The sequence below is a fragment of the Micromonospora sp. CNZ285 genome (assembly GCF_004637285.1).
The window spans coordinates 3,577,870-3,601,269 of sequence record NZ_SPQD01000001.1 but is presented as its reverse complement, the minus strand read 5'-3'; the positions used below and the strand labels follow the sequence as shown (position 1 = coordinate 3,601,269).

Sequence of the window (23,400 nt, the reverse complement as noted above, 5' to 3'; positions counted from 1 at the left end):
GTCGGCCGGCCTCAGCCGGCGACGGTGACCTCCCGGCGGGCGTCGAGCGCCTGCTGGTAGAGGCGGCCCGCGCGGTACGACGAGCGGACCAGGGGACCGCTCATCACGCCCGCGAAGCCGATCTCCTCGGCCTCCTCGCGCAGCTCGACGAACTCCTCCGGCTTGACCCAGCGGGTCACCGGGTGGTGCCGGGGGGAGGGGCGCAGGTACTGGGTGATGGTGATCAGCTCGCAGCCCGCCTCGTGCAGGTCGCGCAGCGCCTGGGACACCTCGGCGCGCTCCTCGCCCATGCCGAGGATCAGGTTGCTCTTGGTGACCAGGCCGTCGGCCCGCGCCTGGCGGATCACGTCCAGCGAACGCTCGTAGCGGAACGCCGGGCGGATCCGCTTGAAGATGCGCGGCACCGTCTCCACGTTGTGGGCCAGCACCTCGGGCCGCGAGCCGAAGACCTCGGCGAGCTGCTCGGGGACGGCGTTGAAGTCGGGGATCAGCAACTCGACACCGCAGCCTGACTGCAGCGCGTGGATCTGCCGGACCGTCTCGGCGTAGAGCCAGGCCCCGCCGTCGGGCAGGTCGTCGCGGGCGACACCGGTGATGGTCGCGTAGCGCAGGCCCATCGCGGCGACCGACTCGGCGACGCGCCGCGGCTCGTCGGCGTCGAACTCGGCCGGCTTGCCGGTGTCGATCTGGCAGAAGTCGCAGCGCCGGGTGCACTGGTCACCACCGATGAGGAAGGTGGCCTCCCGGTCCTCCCAGCACTCGTAGATGTTGGGGCAACCGGCCTCCTGGCACACGGTGTGCAGCCCTTCGCGCGAGACGAGCCCGCGCAACTGGGTGTACTCCGGGCCCATCTTGGCCTTGACCTTGATCCACGGCGGCTTGCGCTCGATCGGCGTCTCGGCGTTGCGCGCCTCGATCCGCAGCATCCGCCGCCCCTCCGGGGCGACAGTCGCGGTGCGCGCTGGCTGCTCAGTCGTCGGCGCGGATTGCTCGATCGTCACAAAACCGAGCGTACGCCGGTCGGCGCCGGTCGATGAACGAGGGCGACGGCCGTCACGCCGGAATGGCTGTGACACCGGACACCAGGGGCGAAAAAACCCGGTCACAGCGCGGCGCGTGCGGTGCTAGCGTGCCGGCAGAGCTGTGACGGAGCCGAGTAACGGACCGATCCGCCAGTCGAGAGAGCCGCCGGTTGCTGCGAGGCGGTCTGGCGCCGGTCCGCGAAGACCCTCCCGAGCTGCGGGAAGAACGGCGTTTCGCGCCCAGTAGAGCCCGCCCGGCCGGCCCCGGTGAAAAGGCGACGAACGAGGCTCCCGCCCAGGCGGGGGCGAAGGTGTGGTGGCACCGCGAGGTTCCCGCTCGCCCACACCTCCCTGGGGATCGCGTTGCGATTGGTCAAGGAGGTAGTCGTCGTGCAACGCATCCTGTCCACAGAACTCCCCGCCCATGTGGGCGCCACCGTACGGCTCGCCGGCTGGGTCCACCGCCGCCGGCTGCTCAAGTCGGTGGCCTTCCTGATCGTCCGCGACGCCGCCGGGCTCGCCCAGGTGGTGGTCGCCGCACCCGCCGTGCGGGAGCAGGTCGAGGCGCTCACCGAGGAGACGGTCGTCGAGGTGGTCGGCACGGTGGTCGCGAACGCCGCCGCGCCCGCCGGGGTCGAGGTCGTCGAGCCGACGGTACGTCCGCTCGGGCCACCCGCCGTCCCGCCCCCGTTCGACCTGTACCGGCCGGTGCTCACCGCCACCCTGCCGACCCAGCTCGACCATGCGCCGGTCGCGCTGCGGCACCCGGTCCGCTCCGCCGCGCTGCGGATCTCGGCGGCGGCCGTGTCCGGCTTCCGGGCCACGCTCGACGGGCAGGGCTTCGTCGAGGTGCACACGCCGAAGGTGGTCGCCTCGTCCACCGAGAGCGGGGCGAACGTGTTCGCGCTGGACTGGTTCGGGCGGCCCGCCTACCTGGCGCAGTCGCCGCAGTTCTACAAGCAGCTCATGGTCGGCGTCTTCGAGCGGGTGTACGAGGTGGGGCCGGTGTTCCGCGCCGAGCCGCACGACACGGTGCGCCATTTGGCCCAGTACACGTCGCTCGACGTGGAGCTGGGCTTCGTGGCCGACCACCGGGACGTGATGGCGGTGCTGCGGGAGACCCTGGCCGGGATGGTGGGGACGGTCGGCGAGCGGGCCGGTGGCGCGCTGGCGACGCTCGGCGTGACGGTGCCGGAGGTGCCGGCCGAGATCCCGGCGGTGCACTTCACCGACGCGCTGACGATCGCCGGAGCGCCGGCCGACGAACCCGACCTGGCGCCGGCGCACGAGCGGGCGCTGGGGGAGTGGGCGCTCCGCGAGCACGGCAGCGACTTCCTCTTCGTCACCGGCTACCCGATGGCGAAACGCCCGTTCTACACCCACCCGGACCCGGCCCGGCCCGCGTACTCCAACGGTTTCGACCTGCTGTTCCGGGGCGTGGAGCTGGTGACCGGCGGGCAGCGGCTGCACCGGCACGGCGACTACCTGGCCGCCCTGGCGGCGCGCGGCGAGCCGGTGGAGCCGTACGCCGGGTACGTGGACGCGTTCCGGCACGGCATGCCGCCGCACGGCGGTTTCGCGATCGGGCTGGAGCGGTTCGTCGCCCGGCTCACGGGCGCGGCGAACGTCCGGGAGGTGACCGCCTTCCCGCGCGACCTGCACCGTCTCACGCCCTGACGGCTGCGCCCTCGCGCGGCTCCCTCCCCGCCGGTCCCGGCGGCGGACTCGCTCTCTGCCGGTCCCGGTGGCGGGGCGCGGGCTCGCCATCGGGACCGTCGGTCTCGCGCCGCCCTCCCGAATCGGCTCGGATCTGCCACTGAGCGTGACGAGAGGTCGCTCAGTCCCGTGATCACGCTCAGTGAGGGTTGTTCGGGGTGGTCGGGATGCCCTCGAGGCCGGCGGATTGCGCTGAGCTGGGGTTATGGCGGACAGCCCTCGGGAGGGAGGGAAGGGTGTTTGAGCCCTTTGCTCTGCAGCCAAGGACGCAGCAGTTGACCAGGAGTGACCGTTGCGGATCCGGCTGCAGAGCAAAGTCGGCGGGAGGCCACATGCTGCGGGCGCGGCATCGTCACTCGCCGTGACCGACGGCAAAGGTGGGCCCTGGGCGGACGGCGATCCGGACCGGTCGGCCACCGCGCCGCCGAGCGGTCAGGCCGGGCCGAGCAGGTCCCACGGGTTGCCGGCGATGTCGCGGAAGACCGCGACCCGGCCGTACGGCTCGGTGCGGGGCGGCCGGACGAACTCGACGCCCGCGTCGACCATCCGGCGGTACACCGCCTCGAAGTCGTCGACCTGGAGGAAGAAGCCCACCCGGCCGTGGGTCTGGTCGCCCACGGCACCGGCCTGGTGCTCGCCGTCGGCGCGGGCCAGCAGCAGGCCGGTGCCGCCGCCCGGCGGGCGGACGACCACCCAGCGCTTGGGCCGGCCGTCGTTCGTCAGCGACGGCTTGTCCTCGGCCAGCTCGAACCCGAGCACCTCGGTGAAGAAGGCGATCGCGGGGTCGTACTCGGCCACGACGAGCGTGACCAGGTCGAGCCGCACCGGGCTCAGACCTGCGTCAGCGTCGGCAGGTGCCGCTCGACCACCGGCAGCACGTCGGCGACGGTGATCGGCCGGCCCAGCTCGGCGGTCAGCGAGGTGACCCCGGCGTCGCGGATGCCGCAGGGCACGATCCGGTCGAAGAAGCCCAGGTCGCAGTCGCAGTTGATGGAGAAGCCGTGCAGCGTGACGCCGCGGGCCACCCGGATGCCGATGGCGGCGACCTTGCGGGCCGGGCCCCGGTCGTCCTCCGGCACCCACACGCCGCTGCGTCCCTCGACCCGGCCGGCGGACAGCCCGAACTCGGCGCAGACGTCGATCAGGAGCTGCTCGGTGCGCCGGACGTACGCGACCACGTCGACCGGGTCGGGCAGCCGGACGATCGGGTAGCCGACGAGCTGCCCCGGACCGTGCCAGGTGATCTTGCCGCCGCGGTCCACGTCCACCACCGGGGTGCCGTCCATCGGGCGGTCCCACGGCTCGGTGCGCTTGCCGGCGGTGTAGACGCTGGGGTGCTCCAGCAGCAGCACCGTATCGCCCTGCTCGCCGGCCACCACCGCCTCGTGCAGCCGGCGCTGCTCGTCCCAGGCGGCCTGGTAGTCGAGCAGGCCGGCGCGGACGGCGGTCAACCCGGAAGTCGTCACGCTCACCCGTCCAGCCTAGTCCCGCCCCCGGGAACCGGACCCGTGAGCCTCGTCGCCATCGGGTCGAGGCGGCGGTCAGACCGGCACCCGCCACAGCCAGACATCCTCCACCCGCTCGGGCGGGCCGAGCAGCGCGGTGGCGGTGCGCCGCAGCGCCTCCTCGTCGACGTCGAACTTCGCGCCGTGCACCCGGTCCGGGAGCACCACCGCCTGGACCCCCCAGTAGCGCAGGTCCGCCCGGGACTCGCGGATGCTGCCGTCGGTGATGATCGGCACCAGCCCGGTACGGCCCGCCTGATCCATCAGCGAGTCGAAGGTGCGCGGCACCGGGCCGATCCGGCCCCGGCCCTCCGGCCCGCCCGGCCCGAGGAAGAAGCCGGACGGGATCCGGAACTCACCCTGCCGGTGGGCGAGCGCGTACGCCTGCCAGCGCTGCCCGTCCGGGTAGACGTCCACGGTCAGCGGCAGCGGCGTCAGCACCCCGTCGGGCGGGACGTAGCGCTGCCAGGCGCCGCTGGTGATGAACTGCGGGATCGGCTCGCGGACGCTGGTCAGCAGCGGCGTGGGCACCAGCGGCAGCAGCGCCGCGGCGAAGCCCAGCGCCCACGCGAGCCCGCTCACCCGGCGCCGGGGCGGCCGGGCACGCAGCGAGTCGATCGCGTACGCCAGCAGCAGGCCGATGACCGGCGCGACCACGAGCGCCAGCCGGGACGGCAACGCCGCGTTGATCACCGGCAGGTTGTCCAGCACCCCGAACGGCAGCGTCTGGTCGAACCGGCGGCCGTTCCACTTCACCGTCGGCCCCCACGACAGCACCGCGAAGACCACTGCGGTCACGCCGAGCGCCGCGAGGGTGGCCCGGAACGCGCGGTCCGCGCGCCGCCACAGCAGCGCGAAGCAGGCGACGGCGAGCAGGAGCAGCGGTACGCCGAAGAACGAGTTCTCCTCTGTCGGGTTGGGCGCCAGCGAGGTGCCCCACCCGGCCCAGCCGGCCAGCGACCGGCGCGGGTAGGACCCGTACGCGGCGATGTCCTCGGAGTGGATCAACGGGTCGAATCCGGTGCCGTGGAACCGTTGCGGTCCGAGGAAGTGCAGCCAGAGCGGGTACGCCAGCAGCGCCCCCGCGACGAGCGCTGTCACGCCCAGCCCGGCCGCCATCCGGGGCAACGCGGCGCGTACCTCGGACCGGCGCGCCGGGTGCAGCGCCCACACCACGAGGAACACGCCGAGCGCCAGCGCGGTGAAGAACAGCCCTTCGGCGGCGATCGAGAACGCGACAGCCACCAGCAGGCCGAGCACGATCCCGCCGGTGACGGCCCGGCCCGGCCGGCGCAGCCGGAACACGCCCCAGATCAGCAGCGGCACCAGCCAGCCCGCGGTCCAGTTCAGGTGCGCGTTGGCGTGCGACACCATCGCCGGGCAGAAGGCGATGAACAGCGCCCCCACCCCGGCGGCCAGCCGGCTGCGGACCAGGTGCCGGCTGAGCAGCCAGTACCAGGCCACCGCCGTCGCGGCCAGGTTGAGCGTGAGGATCACCAGGAACGTCGCGGGCGGCCCGATCAGGTACGTCAGCGGCGCGAACACCGCCGCGTACACGGTGATCGAGGTGTTCACCGCGAGGTTCACCCCGTCCGGGACGTTGATCAAGGTGGTGTACAGCGGGTTCTGCCCGTGGGTCAGCGCGTGCCCGCCGAACGCCAGCAGCCACTCGAACAGCGCCTGGTCGCTGGAGTTGACGGTGATCGCGCGGCTGTTCGGATCCCGCCACAGGCCACTCGTCACCCAGAGGGCCAGGGCCAGCGCGGCGAGCGTGACCAGCAGGTCGGCGCGCCGGTCGCGGACGCGCGTCGGCGCCGGGCCGGCGGCCGGGGACGGGGAGGAGGGCACGCAGCGGACGTTACCAACCGGACCTGGGCAGACCGCCCGGACACGGAACTCGCCGCACACTTCGGTGGTCGTGAATGTGTGAGCGGCGGCCATTCCGGTGTGACGAAACGCGGCCGTAACGTCTCGGCAACTCGGAGGTGACTCAGTTCACATTCCACGATCGGGAGGTCCCCGTGCCCCGCTCCTCATCCCTCATCGCCCGCGTCGCCGGGGCGGCGGCCGGGGTCGTGCTGGCCGCGGCCACCGCGCTGGTCGCCGCCGTTCCCGCCCAGGCCGCCTCGCTGACCCAGGTCACCGGGTTCGGCTCCAACCCCGGCAACCTGGCCATGTACGCGTACCGCCCGGACGGCCTGCCCGCCGGCGCGCCCGCCGTGGTGCTGCTGCACGGCTGCGTGCAGAACGCCTCGACCTACGTCACCAACTCCGGCTGGCAGAAGTACGCCGACCAGTGGAAGTTCACGCTCATCGCGCCGCAGCAGCCCAGCGGTAACAACGCCAACTCCTGCTTCAACTGGTTCGAGACCGGTGACACCGCACGCGGCCAGGGCGAGGCGCTGTCGATCAAGCAGATGGTGGACTACGCCAAGACCACCTACGGCACCGACGGCGCCCGCGTCTACGTCAGCGGCCTCTCCGCGGGCGGCGCGATGAGCGCGGCCATGCTCGCCGCCTACCCCGACGTCTTCGCCGCCGGCTCGATCATCGCCGGCATCCCGTACCGCTGCGCCACCAGCACCGTCACCGCGTTCAGCTGCATGAACCCGGGGGTGGACAAGACCCCGGCGCAGTGGGGCGACCTGGTCCGCGGCGCGTACGCCGGGTACACCGGCAAGCGCCCACGGGTGGCGATCTGGCACGGCACCAGCGACACCACGGTGGCGACCGCGAACGCCGCCGAGTCGCGGGACCAGTGGACGAACGTGCTGGGCGTGTCGACCACCCCGACCAGCACGTCCACGCTGCCGGCCGGCACCGGCCTGGAGGTCTACGGCGCCGACCAGGTCCGCCTCTACCGGGTCTCCGGGATGGGCCACGGCACCCCCGTCGACCCGGGTACGGGCGCGGACCAGTGCGGCACTGCCGGGGCGTACTTCCTGGACACCATCTGTTCGACGTACCGGGACGCGGTCTTCTTCGGGCTCGGCGGTGGTGGCGCCTCGCCGAGCCCGACCCCGACGGCCACCGCGTCACCCACCCAGACGGCCTCGCCCACGCCGACCGCCTCGCCCACGCCGACCAGCGCGCCGGTCTGCGTCACCGCCAGCAACTACGCACACGTGGTGGCCGGGCGGGCCTACCAGTCCGGCGGGTACGCCTACGCGCTCGGCAGCGGGCAGCGGATGGGCCTCTACAACACCTTCTACACGAGCACGCTGAAGCAGACCGGGCCCGCGTACTGGGTGATCGGCTGCTGATCCGCCGCGCCGCCCTCGCCCGCTCACTCGGTGAGGGCGGCGCGCAGCGCGCCCGCCAGGTCGGGGTGGACCCACGGGAACCCGGCCTTGTCGAGCACGGCGGGCAGCACCCGCGCGCTGGTCAGCGCCTCCTGCGCGAAACCGCCGAGCGCCACCTTCAGCGCCACCGCCGGGATCGGCATGATCGCCGGGCGGTGCAGCTGGCGGGCCAGCTCCCTGGTGAACTCGGCGTTGGTGACCGGCGCCGGGCCGACCACGTTCACCGCGCCGGCGATGCCGTCGCGGGCCAGCAGGAACTTCGCGGCGTCGAGCCAGTCCCGCATCGAGATCCACGGCAGCCACTGCCGCCCGTTGCCCAGCTTGCCGCCGACGCCGAGGCGGAACGGCAGCAGCTGCGGCTTGAGCAGGCCGCCGTCGCGGTGCAGCGGCAGTCCGGTACGCAGGCGCACCACCCGTACGCCCGCGTCCTCGGCCGGGCGGGTCGCGGCCTCCCAGACCCGGCAGACGTCGGCGAGGAACCCCTCACCCGCAGGCGCCTCCTCGGTGACCGCCCGGTCGCCGGTGTTGCCGTACCAGCCGACGGCGGAGGAGTTCAGCAGCACCGCGGGCCGGTCGGCGGCGGGCAGGCCGGCGATCGTGATGGCGAGCGTGGTGGTGCTGTCCACCCGGCTGGTCCGGATCAGCTTCCGGTACTCGTCGTTCCAGCGCTTGTCACCCACCCCGGCGCCGGCCAGGTTCACCACCGCGTCGGCGTCGGCGACGCACTGCGGGTCGAGCTGCGCGGCGGAGGGGTTCCACTGCCGTTCGACGGGGGTGCGCGGCGGGCGGCGGACCAGGCGGGTGACCTGGTGGCCGTCCGCGGTGAGGCAGTCGACCAGTCGGGTGCCGAGGAAACCGGACGCGCCGGCCATGAGGATCCGCATGCTCACATCTTCGAGTACGCGGCGCGATTCGGATGCGTGGAGCGAAATCACTCACTCGTCACGCCCGCCGGTCACGCGCCGACGGCCGGCCTCAGCCGGTCGGCCTGCTGACCGGATGCACTGTGATCAGACCGTCGAGCCCGAGGAAGTCGGCGGGGTTCGTGGTGTAGAGGGGAAGCGCGTTGGCGTGTGCGACGGAGGCGATCATCAGGTCCGCTACCCGGCGCCGCGTTCCCCGCCCGGCGGCGAGCACCGCCGCCGAGACCAGGCCGAAGGCCCGCGCCGCCTCGGCGTCGAACGGGAGCGGCTCGAACGTGGCCTCGACGTGCTGCAGGACGCTCATCCGGCGGGCGCGCTCGCGCGGATCGTCGGTGTGATGTGGACCGGCCGAGAGTTCGGCAAGCGTGACCGCGCTGATGACCATCTCGTCGGGCAGTTCCGCCCCGTCGAGTCCGCCCAGATGGATGACGATGTTGGTGTCGATCAGACCCCGCACGGGGAGGTCACCAGTCACGGCTGGGCAGATCCTGGTCGATGGCGGCGTCGAGGTCGGACCGGAAGCGGGCCTCGTCCAACAGGGGTGCGCTGGCGAAGGCCGCGAGAACCTCGGCTCGCGGCACGAACGTGCGGCGCCGGATCGGGATCAACCGCCCGATCGGCGTGCCGTTGCGAGTGATGGTGAAGGACTCTCCGCGCTCCACTCCGCGCATGATGGCACCGGAGTCGTTGCGCAGCTCGCGTTGGGTGATCTCGCGATGAGCGTGCTCGGCCACACCGGCAGTCTACCGCCTGTGTGCTACGAAGTGCTACAGAGCTGCGGTGTGGCTGCCGGTGCGGTCGAGCGGGTCAGGCGTCGGCGGGGGCGGTGCGCAGGTCGGCGAGCAGGCGCTCCACCTCGGCGAACGCGTCCTCCGGCAGCGGCCCGTACGCCAGCGCTCCCAGGTTCTCCTCGGCCTGCGCGACGGTGCGGCAACCGGGGATCGGCAGCGTGTGCGGGCTGCGGGCGAGCAGCCAGCCCAGCGCGCCCTGGGCGAGCGTGCGGCCGTCGGCGGTCAGCGCCTCACGGACCCGGGCCACCCGCTCGGCCCACTCGGCGCGCGGCACGCCGCCGGTGAACCAGTCCAGCCACTCCGGTGCCACGCCGCGCACGTCGTCGTCGCCCCGGGCCGTGGGCGCGTCCTGGTACTTCGCGGTGAGCAGGCCCATCGCCAGCGGCCCCCGGTTCAGGGCGGCCAGGTCGAACTCCGCGCACACCGCGAGCATGGCCGCGTTGTCCCGCAGCACCGACTGGTCGTGCTGGACCGCCGCGCAGTGCGGTCCGGCCTCGGCGAAGGCGCGCGCCGAGGCGGGGTCGTCGGTGCTCCAGCCGTACGCCCGGATCTTCCCCTGGGTGACCAGGTCCTCCAGCGTGCCGACGAGGTCAAGTGCCTGCGGTACCGGCAGGCCGCCCAGGTGGAGCTGGTAGAGGTCGACGTGGTCGGTGCCGAGCCGGCGCAGCGAACCCTCCAGGCTGCGCCGCGCGTACTCGGGGCTGGCGTCCTCGCCGAGCGCCTGCCGGGTCTCCTCGTCGGTGGGGTAGCCGAACTTGGTCGCGATGACCGCCCGGTCCCGGCGGCCAGCGAGCGCGCGCCCGAGTACCCGCTCGCTGTGCCCGGCGCCGTAGTTGCTGGAGGTGTCGAACAGCGTCGCGCCCAGATCGAGAGCCCGGTGGACGGTGCGCACCGACTCGTCGTCGTCCACCTCGCCCCAGCCGAGCGGTTGGGTGCCGTCCCAGAGCGGGCCGCCGATCGCCCAGCAACCCATGCCGATCGCGCTGACCTCGATGCCGCTGCGGCCCAGCCGTCGTGTCGTCGTCATGCGCCCAGTGTTCACTTTCGAGTGTGCTCGAAGTCCAGCTCTTTTCCCGCCAGCCGGGGCAGGAGCGGGGCGAGCGCGTCGACGGCTCCGGCGCGTACCACGAAGCGGGTGACACCCCAGCGGCGCCGGTGCCCGGCCACCGCCGCGACGATCTCGTCGGGCGTGCCGGCCAGCACGAACGGGGTGGCCAGCACCTCCGCGGGGGTGAGCCCGGTCTCGGCGGCCGTCCCGGCGGCGGCCGCCTCCGCGTCGTCGGTGACGGCGACGTGCTGGACCAGCGCCTCCAGGACCGGCGGTGTGTCCCGGCCGGCCGCTCCGGCCGCCACGTGCGCGAGCTGCGCCTCGATCTGGTCGGCCCGCCACCGGACGGTGTGCTGGTGGCCGTCGGGCAGCGTCCGGCCCAGGCCGGCCAGGCCGACCACGTCGGCGTGCCTCCCGGCCCAGCGCAGCAGCGTCGAGTTGGAAGCGCCGACGGTCAGCGGGATCCGGTCCTGGACCGGGCGGGGCCGGTCGAGTCGTGCCGCGTACGTCGTCAGGTCCTCGGTGTCCACGGTGACCTCGTCGCCGGCCAGCAGCGCCCGTACCGCCTCGGTCACCGCGACGCAGCGGCGGACCCGGCCGGCGACGTCCGGGCGCTCGCGCCCGACGGCCCGCCACTCCGCCGGCGTGTGGCCCGCGCCGACGCCGAACCGGGCCCGCCCGCCGGAGACCACGTCGAGCGTGGCCACGTCGGCGGCGAGCAGGATCGGTTCGCGGACGCCGGCGTTGGAGACGTACGAGCCGAGCCCCAGCGTGCTGGTCACCGCCGCCGCGGCGGCGAGCGCGACGAACGGCGACGCGCAGTCGCCGGGGTGGTCGGCCGCGAACAGCGCGTCGAAGCCGGCCGCCTCGACGGTACGGGCCAGCTCGGTCCAGCTCGCCGCGTCGGTGGGTTGGGCCTGCACGGAGAAGGTCGCCATCGCCTCAGCATCGGCGCGCACGCGGCGGCGGGCCACCCCGTACGCGCCGATTCTGCCGACGGCCGAACCTCACACCGCGTCGAGGCGGGCCAGGTCGGCGGGGGAGAGGCGCAGCGCGGCGGCGGCGATGTTCTGCTCCAGGTGCGCCGGGTTGCCGGTGCCGGGGATGGCCAGCACGTTCGGGCCCCGGGCCAGCGTCCAGGCCAGCCGGACCTGGGCCGCCGTCACACCGTGCTCCCGGGCCACCGCGTGCACCTCCGGGCGCTCCTCGCCGGTGGCGCCGGCCTCCCGGCCGCTGGTGACGATGGAGAAGAACGGCACGAACGCGGTGCCGTGCGCCGCGCAGTCCCGGATCAGCTCGTCGTGCGTACGGCGGTAGCCCAGGCCGTACGAGTTCTGCACGCACACCACCGGGGCGATGGCGCGGGCCTCGGCGACCTGGTGCGGGCGTACCGCGGAGACGCCCAGGTGCCGGATCAGCCCGGCGTCGCGCAGCTCGGCCAGCGCGCCGAAGTGCTCGGACAGCGGCTCCGGGCCGTGCACCCGCAGGTTCACCACGTCCAGGTGGTCGCGGCCGAGCTGGCGCAGGTTCTCCTCCACCTGCCCGCGCAACTGGTCCGGGCGGGCCGCCGGCAGCCACTGCCCGGACGGGTCCTTGCCGGGCCCGACCTTGGTCACGATGACCAGATCGTCGGAGTACGGCGACAGTGCCCGGTTGATCAGCTCGTTGGCCGAGCGCAGCGGCGAGAAGTAGAACGCGGCCGTGTCGATGTGGTTGACGCCCAGCTCGACGGCGCGGCGCAGCACGGCGACGGCCCGGTCCCGGTCGCTCGGGCTGCCGTCGGCGTTCGCGGTCAGCCGCATGGCGCCCAGGCCCATCCGGTTGACGGTCAGGTCGCCGAACTGCCAGGTGCCGGCCGCGCCGGCGTGGACGGTGTCGATGGTCATGCGATCCCCGTATCCCTCGTCTGCGGCCCCGGTGCGGGGCCGACAGGTATCACGAGGGCGGCGGGCAGGTGGTTCACCCGTTCTCGTCGCGGTCCTCGGGTTGCTCGTGCCAACGGGCCCGCCAGGCCGCCTCGTGCGCCTCGTGGCTGGTGCGCTCCTCGAAGACCAGCTTGCGCAGTGCCTGCCGGCCCTCGGCGAAGACGATCACCTCGACGGCCACCATACCCACGGTGATCGCGGTCAGCATGCCCAGCGCGGCCAGCCCCGGCACCCGCTCCGCGACCGGGATGGTCACGCCCAGCAGCAGCACCGTGCCGACCCGGGTCCAGCTCACCGTGCGCAGGGTGCGGAGCTGGAACAACATGTTGCCGCAGAGGTAGCAGATCACGCCGCCGAACAGCAGCGGCACGCCCGGGCCGTGCGCCGGTTCGCTCGGCGGCACGTTCGGGTCGGCGATCCCGTGCACGATCGTCTCGGCGCCGAGCGCGAACAGGATGATGCCCGCGATCATCGGCAGGAACAGGTACGCGTACGCGTCCCGGGCCATCGCCACCCGGGGGCCGTCCTGCGCGGCGTGCAACGCGATCCGGGCGGCCGGCCCGACCATGTCGTAGTGCGCCCACCAGAGCGCGGCGGTGAAGAAGATGCCGAGCACCGCCGCCGCCACGGCCGGCCAGGTGGGCGGCTGGCCGAGCAGGTTGCTGCCGACGCCGACGGAGATGACCGACTCGCCCAGCGCGATGATCAGGATGAGGTCGTACCGCTCGGTCCAGTGCTCGGCGGACGAGACGCCCCAGCCCCAGGTGCCGGCGATCATGCCGCTGCCGTACTGGAGCAGGATGACCCCGCCCCACAGCACGTCCCGGAGCACCGCCGCGGAGAACAGGTCGTCGATTCTCGGCGGCAGCAGCGCGGCGACCAGCAGCAGCGCGGTGCTGCCGATCAGTTCCGGGCCGAACCGGAGGAGTTGCCGACGCTCGTTCGGGCTGTCCCGGACCGCGTGCCGGTACAGCAGCAGGTGGATCAACCGCAGGACGGTGTAGCTGAGCGCCGCGACCATCGGCCCGGCCTCGTTGCCGCGCGGGTCGCGGAACGCGTGCGGCAGGGACAGCGCGAACGTGAACAGCGCGGCCATGCCGACTGTCATGAGCACCGGGACGAAGCCCTCGCCGAGGCGTACCCGGGTGGCCACCACGCTGTGCACCACCCACGACCACCAGAGCACGGCGAGGACCAGCAGCGCGTGCAGCAGCGCCCCGCCGGTCACCTGGAGCGCGGTGGCCCGGGTGATGATGAAGAACGAGAAGACGAAGACCAGGTCGAAGAAGATCTCGAACCGGTCGACCCGGGCACCGGGGGCCACCGGCACCGCCGGTCCCAGGCGTCCGCGCCACCCGTACGAGCCCACCGGCCGAGTCTGTCAGCGCAGGTCGGGCCGGGTGGCCGATTCGGTCAGCCCGGCCGGTGGCGCAGGCCGTCCATCAGCAAGTCGAGCAGGCGTCCGGCCTGGGCGCGCTGGTCCGGTTCGCCCGCCACCAGGGAGACCCCGCTGAGGCTGGCGAGCACGTCGGCGGCGGCCACGTCGGCGCGTACGACACCCGCGGCGGCGCCCGCCGCGAGCAGCGCCCCGAGCGCGGCGAGCAGCAGGTCGCGGCTCTGCGCGTACGGGTTGGCGCCGGAGGCGATCACCAGCCGCAGCGCGTCGGCCATGCCCCGCTTGGTGGCGAGGTAGTCGACGAACCGGTCCATCCAGGCGCGCAGCGCCGCGTCGGCGGGCTGGGCCGCGAGCAGCGCCGGGGCGGCGTCGCAGAGCTTCTCCAGCTCGTTGCGGTACGCCGCCTCGATCAGCGCCTCCCGGCTGGGGAAGTGGCGGTAGAGCGTGCCGATGCCGACGCCGGCCTCCTTGGCGACCCGGTCCAGCGTTACCTCCGGGCCGTCCTGGGAAAACGCCTGGACCGCGGCGTCCAGCAGCCGCTGCCGGTTGCGCAGCGCGTCCGCGCGCAGCTGTCGGTCGGGCACGGGCTCTCCTCCCTCGACCGGGTCGCCGGCCCGGCACGATGGTAACCGGAGTGCCCTCCGGTTATGCTGGCGGAGTAACGGAGGATCCTCCGCTTCTCATAGTAGCGGGCGGACATCGGTCCGCGTCGCCGTCGACAAGGATGGACCATGACCAGCTCGACACCCGTCACCACCCCGTTCTCCGCCGAGACCACAGCCCTGGAGGTGGTCCGCGACCTGGACCTCACAGGCCGGCGGGCCGTCGTCACCGGCGGCGCCTCCGGGATCGGCGTGGAGACCGCCCGGGCGCTCGCCGCCGCCGGAGCGGACGTCACCCTCGCCGTCCGCAACACCGAGGCCGGGCAGCGCGCCGCCGACGACATCACCGGCACCACCGGCAACGACCGGATCCTGGTCGCGCCGCTCGACCTCGCCGACCTCGCCTCGGTGGCCTCGTTCGTCCGAACCTGGGACGGGCCGCTGCACATGCTCGTCGACAACGCCGGGATCATGGCCTCGCCCGAGATGCGCACCGAGCAGGGCTGGGAGATGCAGTTCGCGACCAACCACCTCGGGCACTTCGCGCTCGCCACCGGGCTGCGCCCGGCGCTCGCCGCGGCCGACGGCGCGCGGATCGTCTCGGTCAGCTCGGCCGCGCACCTGCGCTCACCAGTGGTGTTCTCCGACATCCACTTCCGGCAGCGGCCGTACGACCCGTGGCTGGCGTACGGGCAGTCCAAGACCGCGAACGTGCTCTTCGCGGTGGAGGCGACCCGCCGCTGGGCGGACGACGGCGTCTACACCAACGCGCTGATGCCCGGTGCGATCCGGACCAACCTCCAGCGCTACATCAGCGAGGAGGAGTTGGCGCGGATGCGCAGCGGCAACGCGGCCGCCTTCAAGACCTCGGAACAGGGCGCCGCGACCTCGGTGCTGGTCGCCACCTCGCCGCTGCTCGACGGCGTCGGCGGCCGGTACTTCGAGGACTGCCAGGAGGCCGGCCCGAACCAGCCGGGCACCCGCACCGGCTGGGCCGCGTACGCCCGGGACCCGGAGGCCGCCGAGCAGCTCTGGACCGTCTCCGAGGCGCACCTGCGCGGCTGACCCGCGGAAACGAGGAAGGGGGCGCGCGGCATGTCGCCGCGCGCCCCCTCGCCGTCTCGGATCTACAGACCCAGCTCGGCCTCGAAGTTGCCGCCCTCCAGCCGCTCCTTCACCGCGGTGAGGAAGCGGGCCGCGTCGGCGCCGTCGATCAGCCGGTGGTCGTACGACATGGCCAGGTAGACCATCGACCGGATCGCCACGACCTCGCCCAGCTCCGGGTCGTTGACCACGACCGGGCGCTTCACCACGGCACCCGTGCCGAGCATCGCCGACTGCGGCGACGGCACGATCGGGGTGTCGAACAGCGCGCCCCGGCTGCCGGTGTTGGTGAGCGTGAACGTCGCCCCGGCCATCTCGTCCGGGGTGATCTTGTTGGCCCGGGTGCGCTCGGCCAGGTCGGCGATCCGCTTCGCGATGCCGCCCATGTTGAGGTCACCGGCGTTGTGGATGACCGGTACGAGCAGCCCGCGCTCGGTGTCCACCGCGATGCCCAGGTGCTCCGCGGCCGGGTACGTGATCGTCCCGCCGTCCAGGTCCATGCTGGCCTGGATGATCGGGTACGTCTGGAGCGCCTCGATCGCGGCCAGCGCGAAGAACGGCAGGAAGGACAGCTTCACGCCGTGCTTGGCCTGGAACGAGTCCTTGGCCCGCGCCCGCAGCCTGGCGACCTTGGTGACGTCGACCTCGACGACGGTGGTCAGCTGCGCCGTCTCGTGCAGCGACTGCTGCATCCGCTTGGCGATGGTGGCGCGGATCCGCGGCAGCTTCTCCGTGGTGCCCCGCTTGGCGCTCGGCTCCGGCTTGGCGGCCGGCTTGGCCGGGGCCTCGGCCTTGGCGGCCGGTGCGGCGGCGGCCGGCTCCGGCTTGGCGGCCTTCGCCTTCTCGGCCGCCTCCAGCACGTCCTGCTTACGGATGCGGCCACCCACGCCGGTGCCCTTGATCGAGCCCAGGTCCACGCCGTGCTCGGCGGCGAGCTTGCGCACCAGCGGCGTCACGTACCCGGCGGCGTCCTCGCCGTACTCGGCCGGAACGCTCGGGCGCTGCGCGGCGGCCGGCGCGGCCGGCTGGGCCGCCGCCTCGGCCTTGGCCGGCTGCGCGGCCTGCTCCGCCTCGGCGGCCGGCTCGTTGTAGGACGCGCCCGGCGTGGGCTCCTCGACCTTGGGCTCCGGCTTCGGCTCCGGCTTGGGCTCGGGCTTCGCCTCGGCCTTCGGCTCCGGCTTGGGCTCGGGCTTCGCCTCCGCCTTCGCGGGCGCGGGCGCGGCGCCGGCCACCCCGACGATCGCCAGCACGGCGCCGACGTCGGCGGTCTCGTCCTCGGCGACCTTGATCTCCTGCAGCGTGCCGGCGACCGGCGACGGGATCTCGGTGTCGACCTTGTCGGTGGAGACCTCCAGCAGCGGCTCGTCCACCTCGACGGTCTCGCCGACCTGCTTGAGCCAGCGGGTGACGGTGCCCTCGGTGACGCTCTCACCCAGGGCCGGCATGGTCACCGGCGTGCCCTCGCCCGACGGCGCGGCGGGCTCGGCCGGCTCCTCGACGGCCGGCTGCTCGGCTTCGGCGCCCGGCTCGGCGGCGGCCTCCTCGGCCTGCTCCGGCTCGGGGCCGGTGCCCTCGGCGGCGGCCGTCGGCTCGGTGGCCGGCTCGGCCTCCTCGGTGGGAGCCGCGCCCGCGTCCTCGCCCTCGCCAGCGATGACCGCCAGCTCGCTGCCGACCTCGGCGGTCTCGTCCTCGCCGACCACGATCCGGCTCAGCACGCCCGCCGCGGGGGACGGGATCTCGGTGTCGACCTTGTCGGTCGACACCTCGAGCAGGGGCTCGTCGACCTCGACGGTGTCACCCTCCTGCTTGAGCCAGCGCGTGACGGTGCCCTCGGTGACGCTCTCGCCGAGCCGGGGCATGGTGACCGATACCGGCATGTTCTCCAGACTCCTTCATTCCCCTGGTGGGATCATCGCCCGTCGCCGGACGCCGCGGTTGTCGTGTCAGGCGTGCGCGTGCAGCGGCTTGCCGGCCAGGGCCAGGTGCGCCTCGCCCAGAGCCTCGTTCTGCGTCGGGTGGGCGTGCACGAGCTGCGCCACCTCGGCCGGGTACGCCTCCCAGTTGTAGATGAGCTGCGCCTCGCCGATCAGCTCACCGACCCGGGCGCCGACCATGTGCACGCCGACCACCGGGCCGTCGTCCACCCGGACCAGCTTCACGTGGCCGGCGGTCTTGAGGATCTGGCTCTTGCCGTTGCCGCCCAGGTTGTAGTTGTAGGTCTTGATCTTGTCGGCGCCGTACTGCTCCTTGGCCTTCGCCTCGGTCAGGCCGACCGACGCAAGCTCCGGGTCGCAGTAGGTGACGCGCGGGATGCCGGCCTCGTCGATCACGGCCGGGTTCTTCCCGGCGATCTCCTCGGCGACGAAGATGCCCTGCTGGAAGCCGCGGTGCGCGAGCTGCAGGCCGGGCACGATGTCGCCGACCGCGTAGACGTTCGGCACGCTGGTGCGCAGCCGCTCGTCGGTCAGCACGTAGCCGCGGTCCATCTTGACGCCCTGCTCCTCGTAGCCGAGGCCGGCGGTGTTCGGGCCGCGGCCCACGGCGACCAGCAGCAGCTCGGCCTCGACCGTGTCGCCGCCGGAGATGGTCAGCTTCACGCCCTTGTCGGTCTTCTCGACCTTCTCGAACGGCTTGCCGACCTTGAAGTTGATCTTCCGCTTGCGGAACGCCCGCTCCAGCGCCTTCGACGACTCCTCGTCCTCGGCGGCGACCAGGCGGGGCAGCGCCTCGACGATGGTCACGTCCACGCCGAAGGACTTCCAGACGCTGGCGAACTCGACGCCGATCACGCCGCCGCCGAGGACGATCGCCGACGACGGGACGCGGTCCAGGGTCAGGGCGTGGTCGCTGGTGATGATCCGCTCACCGTCGACGTCCAGGCCGGGCAGGCTCTTCGCGTACGAGCCGGAGGCCAGCACGACGTTGCGGCCGGTGTAGCGCTTGCCGTCCACCTCGACGACGTTCTTGCCGACCAGCTTGCCCGCGCCGGCCACGAAGGTGATCTTCTTGCTGCTGCCCACCAGGCCCTGGAGGCCCTTGTACAGGCGGGAGATCACGCCGTCCTTGTACGAGTTGACCGCCTTCATGTCGATGCCGACCAGCTCGGCCTTCACGCCGAACTGCTCGGACTCGCGGGTCTGGTCGGCGATCTCGGCGGCGTGCAGCAGCGCCTTGGTCGGGATGCACCCGTTGTGCAGGCAGGTCCCGCCCAGCTTGCTCTTCTCGATGAGGGCGACGGAGAGGTCCAGCTGGGCGGCACGCAGCGCCGCCGCGTAGCCGCCGCTACCACCTCCGAGGATGACGATGTCGAAGGTCGTGTCGTTCGGCTCGCTCACATCCAACTCCCAGGTCGCGTCACTGCATCGGGGGTTACGGCGGAGTAACAGGCACACCCCACCTCGGTCATCTTGTCACCACCACGGACCGGGCGCGTACCGAGGTGCCCAACGACACGTCGGTGACACGTACCCTTGGCACCGTCTTCGATGACGGCTTGGGGGAGGAGTGGATTCGGTGGGGCTGTTCCGACGACGCAAGCGGGCGGCCCCGGCGAGCCGCGACCGCGCCGCCGACCGCGCCGATCTGGACCATCTGGAGAACTTCGTCCGGACCCGCAAGGGCGTCGAGGCGTACATCGAGCCCCGTACGACGGTCACCGAGACCACGATCATGCTGATCGCCGACGACGGCGAGTGGACCCGGCGGCGTGTCGGCGGGCCGGACGAGGCCCGCCGCTGGGCGCACCGGATCGCCATTCCGATCTACGACGTGCGGCTGATGGGCTATCCGCAGCGGATGCGCGACTACAACGAGCGCCGCAAGCGCCGCCCCGAGCTGTTCTGAGACCACGCGAAAGGGGCCCCCGGCGTCGCCGGAGGCCCCTCGTCGTACGCGTCGGTCAGCCGTTGGTGGCGACGTCCTCGACCAGGTGCACGAGCGTACGCACCGGCACGCCGGTGCCGCCCTTGGTCCAGTAGCCGGTCGCCTCACCCGAGTGGTAGCCCGGACCGGCGATGTCGATGTGCGCCCACGCCACGTCGTCGGTGACGAACTCGCGCAGGAACACGCCGCCCTGCAGCATGTGCCCGGCCCGGTCCATCCCGGCGTTGACCTGCGAGATGTCCGCGACGTCCGACTCCATGCCCTTGCGCACGTCGTCCGGCAGCGGCATCGGCCAGGCCGGCTCGCCGGTCGCGTCACCGGCCACCCGCACCCGCTCGCACAGCTCCGGGGTGCCCATCACACCGGCGATCCGCTTGCCCAGCGCGATCACCTGGCCGCCGGTCAGCGTGGAGGTCTCGAACAGGTAGTCCGCGCCGTCCGCGCAGGCCCGCGCCATCGCGTCGGCCAGCACCATCCGGCCCTCGGCGTCGGTGTTGAGCACCTCCACCTTCTTGCCGTTGAACATGCTGATCACGTCGCCCGGCCGGTAGCTGGTGCCCGACGGCATGTTCTCCGCCATCGGCAGGTAGCCGGTGACGGTCACCGACGGCTTGAGCGCCGCGACCGCCAGCATGGCCGCGCCGACCGCCGCCGCGCCCGCCATGTCCGACTTCATCTCCCACATGCCCTGCGCCGGCTTGATCGAGATGCCGCCGGTGTCGAACGTGATGCCCTTGCCGACCAGCGCGACCCGCTTGCCGTTGCCGCCGCCCTCGGGCGTGTAGGTGAGCTTCACCAGCCGCGGCGGGGCCTCGGAGCCCTGGCCGACGGCGAGGATGCCGCCGTAGCCGCCGGCCTTCAGCGCCGCCTCGTCCAGCACCTCGACCTCCAGCCCCGCCTCGCGGGCGGCGGCGGAGACGACGTCGGCGAACGCCGGGGGACGCAGCTCGTTCGGGGCGGTGTTCACCCAGTCCCGGCTGGTCCGCACCGCGCCGGCCACGGCCTGCGCCCGCGCGATCTCGGCCTGGGCGGTCGCGTCGGCCGCGTCCGGCACCGCCACCAGCACCTCGGCCACCGGCTCACGCCGGGCCGGCTGCGGCTTGGTCTTGTAGCCGGCGAACCGGTAGCCGCCCAGCAGCGCGCCCTCGGCGACCGCGCGCAGCGCGGCCGGGGCGTCGGCGTCGTCGGGCAGCGGCAGGGCCAGCGCGACGCGCGGGGCGCCGGCCAGCGCCCGCACCGCGGCACCGGCGGCCCGGCGCAGCGACTCCGGGGCCGGGGCGGCGCCCGAGGGCTCCGGGCCGAGGCCGACGGCCACGACCAGCGGGGCGGTCACGGTGCCCAGCGTGGCTAGCTTGATCACCTCGCCCGGGCCACCTGTCGCGCCGAGCAGGGCCAGCGTCTCGGTCAGCTTTCCGTCGAACGCGGCGGCGATGCTCTCCCCGCCGGTCGCCAGCAGCAGGGCGTGGGCGGATGCGCCGCTGCCCGGCTCGGTGGTCTGGCTGTGCACGCCGATCACGATCGCGTCGACGGCGAGTTCGGCGGGGTCGGTGTCGACCAGGCTGAGGGTGGTGCGGGGCGATGTCACGAAAGCTACTCCGGGCGGGCCGGGCCGGCCGCGTCGTCGCGTACCGGCGATGAAGGTGTCTCCGGCGGCAACCTACCCGCCGGGAGGCGTGGCTGTCCCGCCGATGCGTGCCGACGGGATCCCGCCGATGCTAACCACAGCGGTCCGGGCCGGTAAGTTGCCACCCATGACCGAGGTGACCTCCGACGCCGCCGAGACCCGGCTGCGCCGCTCCCCGCTGCACGAGCGGCACACCGCGCTCGGCGCGAAGTTCGCCCCCTTCGGGGGCTGGCAGATGCCCCTCGAATACGCCGGTGGCGGCGTGCTCAAGGAGCACACGGCCGTCCGCGAGGGCGTCGGCGTGTTCGACGTCTCGCACCTGGGCAAGATCCGGGTCACCGGGCCGGGCGCGGCGGACTTCGTCAACGCCTGCCTCACCAACGACCTCGGGCGGATCGCCCCCGGTCAGGCGCAGTACACGCTCTGCTGCGACGACGCCACCGGCGGCGTGGTGGACGACATCATCGCCTACCTGCATGCCGACGACCACGTCTTCCTGATCCCCAACGCCGCGAACACCGCCGAGGTGGCCCGCCGGCTGCGCGCCGCCGCGCCCGCGGGCGTCACCGTCACCGACGAGCACGAGGCGTACGCGGTGCTCGCCGTCCAGGGACCGCGCTCGGCGGACCTGCTGGGCGCGCTCGGCCTGCCCACCGGGCACGACTACATGAGTTTCTCCACCGCCACGCTCGACGGGGTGGAGCTGACCGTGTGCCGCACCGGCTACACCGGCGAGCTGGGCTACGAGCTGGTCGTCCCGGCCGAGCACGCGGTCGCCGTCTGGGACGCGCTCTTCGCCGCCGCCGACGACGTACGCGCCTGCGGCCTGGCCGCCCGGGACACGCTGCGCACCGAGATGGGCTACCCGCTGCACGGGCAGGACCTGTCCCCGGAGATCACCCCGGTGCAGGGCCGCTCCGGCTGGGCGGTGGGCTGGGACAAGCCGGCGTTCTGGGGCCGCGACGCGCTGCGCGCCGAGAAGGCCGCCGGCCCGGCCCGTACGCTGCGCGGCCTCACCGCCGTCGACCGGGCCATCCCGCGCCCCGGCATGGCCGTGTACGCGGGCGACCGCCAGGTCGGCACCGTCACCAGCGGCACGTTCAGCCCGACGCTCAAGCACGGCGTCGCGCTGGCGCTCGTCGACACCAACCCGAGGCTGGCCGACGGCGACGAGCTGGAGGTGGACATCCGGGGCCGCCGCGCCCGGATGCGCCTGACCAGGCCGCCGTTCGTCAAGCCCTCGGTGCGCTGAGCCGCGCGGGTCAGTCCTCGCCGCGCTCCCCGGCGTCGAGGACTGCCTGCGTCCAGCCGCCCTCCAGCACGCCGGTGCCGTCCAGCACGGCCCAGTCGACCACGTCCGACGCCTCCACCACCACCGGCGAGCCGATCCGCACGCTCGGGTCGGTGTTGGCGTCGCTGGCGCTCGCGCCGACGATCCGTTCCGGGGTGTCCCACGAGGTCACCCCGGCCCAGACGTACTCGGGGCCGTCGTCGCCGGGCAGGCCGTACTTGACCACGAGCTGGCTCTCCTCGGGCAGCCGCCCGGCCAGGAACCGGGCCCGGATGTCGCCGAGCGCCTCCCGGGCGGTCTCCACCGCGCGGCTCATCGCGTCCCCGGTGCGGGTGTAGCGCACGTCCGGCTGGATGCCGTTGAACAGCGTCGCGCAGGCGGCGGCGAAGTAGCGGCCGGGCGGACCCGGATGCCCGGGCGGCGGGTTCAGGCTGAGGAACGAGTCGGCGTCCGGGTCGGTGGCCGGGTCCAGCTCCAGCCGCAGCAGCACCGGCGCGGTCGCGCCGTGCTGCTCCGGATTGCCGTACGCCACCGCGATGTCGTGCCCGGTCACCGTGGCCAGCACGGGAAGCTGCACGAACGCCGGCACCTCCTCACCGGCCAGCCCGTCGGTCCAGTCCCGCAGCAGCCGCCGGGCCGCGCCGGTCATCACCGCGCCCCACGCCCGGGTCAGGTGGTCCGGTACGCCCTGCGCCTGCAACTCCAGCAGCCCGAACCGGCGCAGCCCTTTCGTGGTGAACCACAGCCCGTCGGAGTCCGAGGAGTAGGGCACCAGCACCCAGTCGACAAGCCGGATCCGGCCCTGCTCGTCGGGCAGCGAGCGCAGCGCCGCCGCCGGGTCGAGGAACTGGAGCCCGAAGACGTCCACCACGTCCCCGCCGACCGTCTCGGCGACCGCGGCGGCGACCGCGCGGGCGGCCCACTCGTGCGCGGGCGGCCAGCCCGGCCGGTACTCGGCCTGCACCACCACGAGGTGGGTGGCGGCGGCCAGCCGGGCCAGCTGCTCCTCGGTGGCGCCGAACGCGGTGAGCAGGTCCGGCGGCAGCTCGGGGAACTCGTCGACGGTGCGGGTGTCCACCGTCATCAGCGGGCTGTCGAGCATCTGCCGGGCCAGCCCGTGGACCGGTTCGGCGAGCCGGCCGGCCAGCCCTTCCACAGCGGTCTTCGGGCTCACCTTGGGCAGCCCGGTGATCGGTACCAGGTACGTCGCGTCGAGCGACTCGGGCACCGGTACCGGCAGGAAGTCGTCCGTGATGAGCATGCCGTCCC

General features: G+C 73.4%; 21 protein-coding genes. 5 read left to right on the top strand and 16 right to left on the bottom strand.

Going from position 1 to position 23,400, the window contains the following annotated elements; genetic code table 11:
• Positions 1-11 precede the first annotated feature (11 nt).
• Entirely contained in the window at positions 12-1,001 is a 990-nt protein-coding gene (gene lipA, locus CLT75_RS16145; protein ID WP_013287743.1) for a lipoyl synthase, read from the bottom strand.
• Positions 1,002-1,412: 411 nt separating this feature from the next.
• On the opposite strand from lipA, the gene aspS reads away from it, so the two are divergent.
• The gene (gene aspS / locus CLT75_RS16140; RefSeq protein WP_135241384.1) at positions 1,413-2,699 is read left to right on the top strand and encodes an aspartate--tRNA(Asn) ligase; all 1,287 of its coding nucleotides are present in this window, start codon (positions 1,413-1,415) and stop codon (positions 2,697-2,699) included.
• Between the two features lie 471 nt (positions 2,700-3,170).
• On the opposite strand, the gene CLT75_RS16135 is transcribed toward aspS, so the two are convergent.
• The 3 genes from CLT75_RS16135 to CLT75_RS16125 form a co-directional block, all read right to left on the bottom strand.
• Entirely contained in the window at positions 3,171-3,563 is a 393-nt protein-coding gene (locus CLT75_RS16135; RefSeq protein ID WP_135241383.1) for a VOC family protein, read from the bottom strand.
• Positions 3,564-3,568: 5 nt separating this feature from the next.
• Positions 3,569-4,210: a lipoyl(octanoyl) transferase LipB gene (gene lipB, locus CLT75_RS16130; RefSeq protein WP_135241382.1), complete on the bottom strand. Its 642-nt coding sequence runs from the start codon at positions 4,208-4,210 to the stop codon at positions 3,569-3,571.
• 69 nt (positions 4,211-4,279) lie between these two features.
• A complete protein-coding gene (locus CLT75_RS16125) occupies positions 4,280-6,091 on the bottom strand; it encodes a DUF6311 domain-containing protein (protein WP_209310336.1) in 1,812 nt (603 codons plus the stop codon).
• A 173-nt stretch (positions 6,092-6,264) separates the two neighbouring features.
• Between CLT75_RS16125 and CLT75_RS16120 the strand changes: the two genes are divergently transcribed.
• On the top strand, positions 6,265-7,506 hold the full coding sequence (locus CLT75_RS16120; RefSeq protein ID WP_135241380.1) for an extracellular catalytic domain type 1 short-chain-length polyhydroxyalkanoate depolymerase: 1,242 nt from the start codon (positions 6,265-6,267) through the stop codon (positions 7,504-7,506).
• A 23-nt stretch (positions 7,507-7,529) separates the two neighbouring features.
• Here CLT75_RS16120 and CLT75_RS16115 read toward each other — a convergent pair whose 3' ends face one another.
• The 8 genes from CLT75_RS16115 to CLT75_RS16080 all read right to left on the bottom strand — a co-directional run bounded on the left by CLT75_RS16115 (position 7,530) and on the right by CLT75_RS16080 (position 14,212).
• Positions 7,530-8,429, bottom strand: a complete 900-nt coding sequence (locus CLT75_RS16115; RefSeq protein WP_135241379.1) for a TIGR01777 family oxidoreductase — start codon at positions 8,427-8,429, stop codon at positions 7,530-7,532.
• A gap of 91 nt (positions 8,430-8,520) precedes the next feature.
• Complete coding sequence (locus CLT75_RS16110; RefSeq protein WP_486485188.1) at positions 8,521-8,925, bottom strand: PIN domain-containing protein; 405 nt, start codon at positions 8,923-8,925, stop codon at positions 8,521-8,523.
• Between the two features lie 7 nt (positions 8,926-8,932).
• Positions 8,933-9,202, bottom strand: coding sequence for a type II toxin-antitoxin system prevent-host-death family antitoxin (locus CLT75_RS16105; RefSeq protein WP_135241377.1), 270 nt, complete (start codon positions 9,200-9,202; stop codon positions 8,933-8,935).
• A gap of 73 nt (positions 9,203-9,275) precedes the next feature.
• Positions 9,276-10,286 (bottom strand): aldo/keto reductase, encoded by a 1,011-nt coding sequence (locus tag CLT75_RS16100; protein ID WP_135241376.1) that lies wholly within the window; start codon positions 10,284-10,286, stop codon positions 9,276-9,278.
• An 11-nt stretch (positions 10,287-10,297) separates the two neighbouring features.
• Positions 10,298-11,245, bottom strand: coding sequence for an LLM class flavin-dependent oxidoreductase (locus tag CLT75_RS16095; protein ID WP_135241375.1), 948 nt, complete (start codon positions 11,243-11,245; stop codon positions 10,298-10,300).
• A gap of 69 nt (positions 11,246-11,314) precedes the next feature.
• Positions 11,315-12,193, bottom strand: coding sequence for an oxidoreductase (locus CLT75_RS16090; protein ID WP_135241374.1), 879 nt, complete (start codon positions 12,191-12,193; stop codon positions 11,315-11,317).
• A gap of 73 nt (positions 12,194-12,266) precedes the next feature.
• Complete coding sequence (locus CLT75_RS16085) at positions 12,267-13,601, bottom strand: low temperature requirement protein A (protein ID WP_135241373.1); 1,335 nt, start codon at positions 13,599-13,601, stop codon at positions 12,267-12,269.
• 44 nt (positions 13,602-13,645) lie between these two features.
• Complete coding sequence (locus CLT75_RS16080; protein ID WP_135241372.1) at positions 13,646-14,212, bottom strand: TetR/AcrR family transcriptional regulator; 567 nt, start codon at positions 14,210-14,212, stop codon at positions 13,646-13,648.
• Positions 14,213-14,359: 147 nt separating this feature from the next.
• Between CLT75_RS16080 and CLT75_RS16075 the strand changes: the two genes are divergently transcribed.
• Positions 14,360-15,295: an SDR family NAD(P)-dependent oxidoreductase gene (locus tag CLT75_RS16075; RefSeq protein ID WP_135241371.1), complete on the top strand. Its 936-nt coding sequence runs from the start codon at positions 14,360-14,362 to the stop codon at positions 15,293-15,295.
• 62 nt (positions 15,296-15,357) lie between these two features.
• Here CLT75_RS16075 and sucB read toward each other — a convergent pair whose 3' ends face one another.
• Positions 15,358-17,211: a 2-oxoglutarate dehydrogenase, E2 component, dihydrolipoamide succinyltransferase gene (gene sucB / locus CLT75_RS16070; RefSeq protein ID WP_135241370.1), complete on the bottom strand. Its 1,854-nt coding sequence runs from the start codon at positions 17,209-17,211 to the stop codon at positions 15,358-15,360.
• A gap of 66 nt (positions 17,212-17,277) precedes the next feature.
• Positions 17,278-18,669: a dihydrolipoyl dehydrogenase gene (gene lpdA, locus CLT75_RS16065; protein WP_135241369.1), complete on the bottom strand. Its 1,392-nt coding sequence runs from the start codon at positions 18,667-18,669 to the stop codon at positions 17,278-17,280.
• Positions 18,670-18,847: 178 nt separating this feature from the next.
• Here lpdA and CLT75_RS16060 point away from each other — a divergent pair, with 178 nt between their 5' ends.
• On the top strand, positions 18,848-19,177 hold the full coding sequence (locus tag CLT75_RS16060; RefSeq protein ID WP_013287729.1) for a hypothetical protein: 330 nt from the start codon (positions 18,848-18,850) through the stop codon (positions 19,175-19,177).
• 55 nt (positions 19,178-19,232) lie between these two features.
• Here CLT75_RS16060 and CLT75_RS16055 read toward each other — a convergent pair whose 3' ends face one another.
• Positions 19,233-20,801 (bottom strand): leucyl aminopeptidase, encoded by a 1,569-nt coding sequence (locus CLT75_RS16055; RefSeq protein WP_135241368.1) that lies wholly within the window; start codon positions 20,799-20,801, stop codon positions 19,233-19,235.
• A gap of 166 nt (positions 20,802-20,967) precedes the next feature.
• Between CLT75_RS16055 and gcvT the strand changes: the two genes are divergently transcribed.
• Positions 20,968-22,092 carry a glycine cleavage system aminomethyltransferase GcvT gene (gene gcvT / locus CLT75_RS16050; protein ID WP_135241367.1) on the top strand — a complete coding sequence of 375 codons (1,125 nt, stop codon included), beginning with the start codon at positions 20,968-20,970 and terminating at the stop codon, positions 22,090-22,092.
• Positions 22,093-22,102: 10 nt separating this feature from the next.
• On the opposite strand, the gene CLT75_RS16045 is transcribed toward gcvT, so the two are convergent.
• On the bottom strand, positions 22,103-23,392 hold the full coding sequence (locus CLT75_RS16045) for a DUF2314 domain-containing protein (protein WP_135241366.1): 1,290 nt from the start codon (positions 23,390-23,392) through the stop codon (positions 22,103-22,105).
• Between the last annotated feature and the right edge of the window lie 8 nt (positions 23,393-23,400).

Bases quoted from the DNA above. Each gene is read 5' to 3' on its own strand.
- gcvT (WP_135241367.1), top strand. From the start codon at position 20,968: ATGACCGAGGTGACCTCCGACGCCGCCGAGACCCGGCTGCGCCGCTCC.
- CLT75_RS16045 (WP_135241366.1), bottom strand. From the start codon at position 23,392: ATGCTCATCACGGACGACTTCCTGCCGGTACCGGTGCCCGAGTCGCTC.
- CLT75_RS16090 (WP_135241374.1), bottom strand. From the start codon at position 12,193: ATGACCATCGACACCGTCCACGCCGGCGCGGCCGGCACCTGGCAGTTC.
- CLT75_RS16095 (WP_135241375.1), bottom strand. From the start codon at position 11,245: ATGGCGACCTTCTCCGTGCAGGCCCAACCCACCGACGCGGCGAGCTGG.
- CLT75_RS16100 (WP_135241376.1), bottom strand. From the start codon at position 10,286: ATGACGACGACACGACGGCTGGGCCGCAGCGGCATCGAGGTCAGCGCG.
- CLT75_RS16115 (WP_135241379.1), bottom strand. From the start codon at position 8,429: ATGCGGATCCTCATGGCCGGCGCGTCCGGTTTCCTCGGCACCCGACTG.
- sucB (WP_135241370.1), bottom strand. From the start codon at position 17,211: ATGCCGGTATCGGTCACCATGCCCCGGCTCGGCGAGAGCGTCACCGAG.
- CLT75_RS16075 (WP_135241371.1), top strand. From the start codon at position 14,360: ATGACCAGCTCGACACCCGTCACCACCCCGTTCTCCGCCGAGACCACA.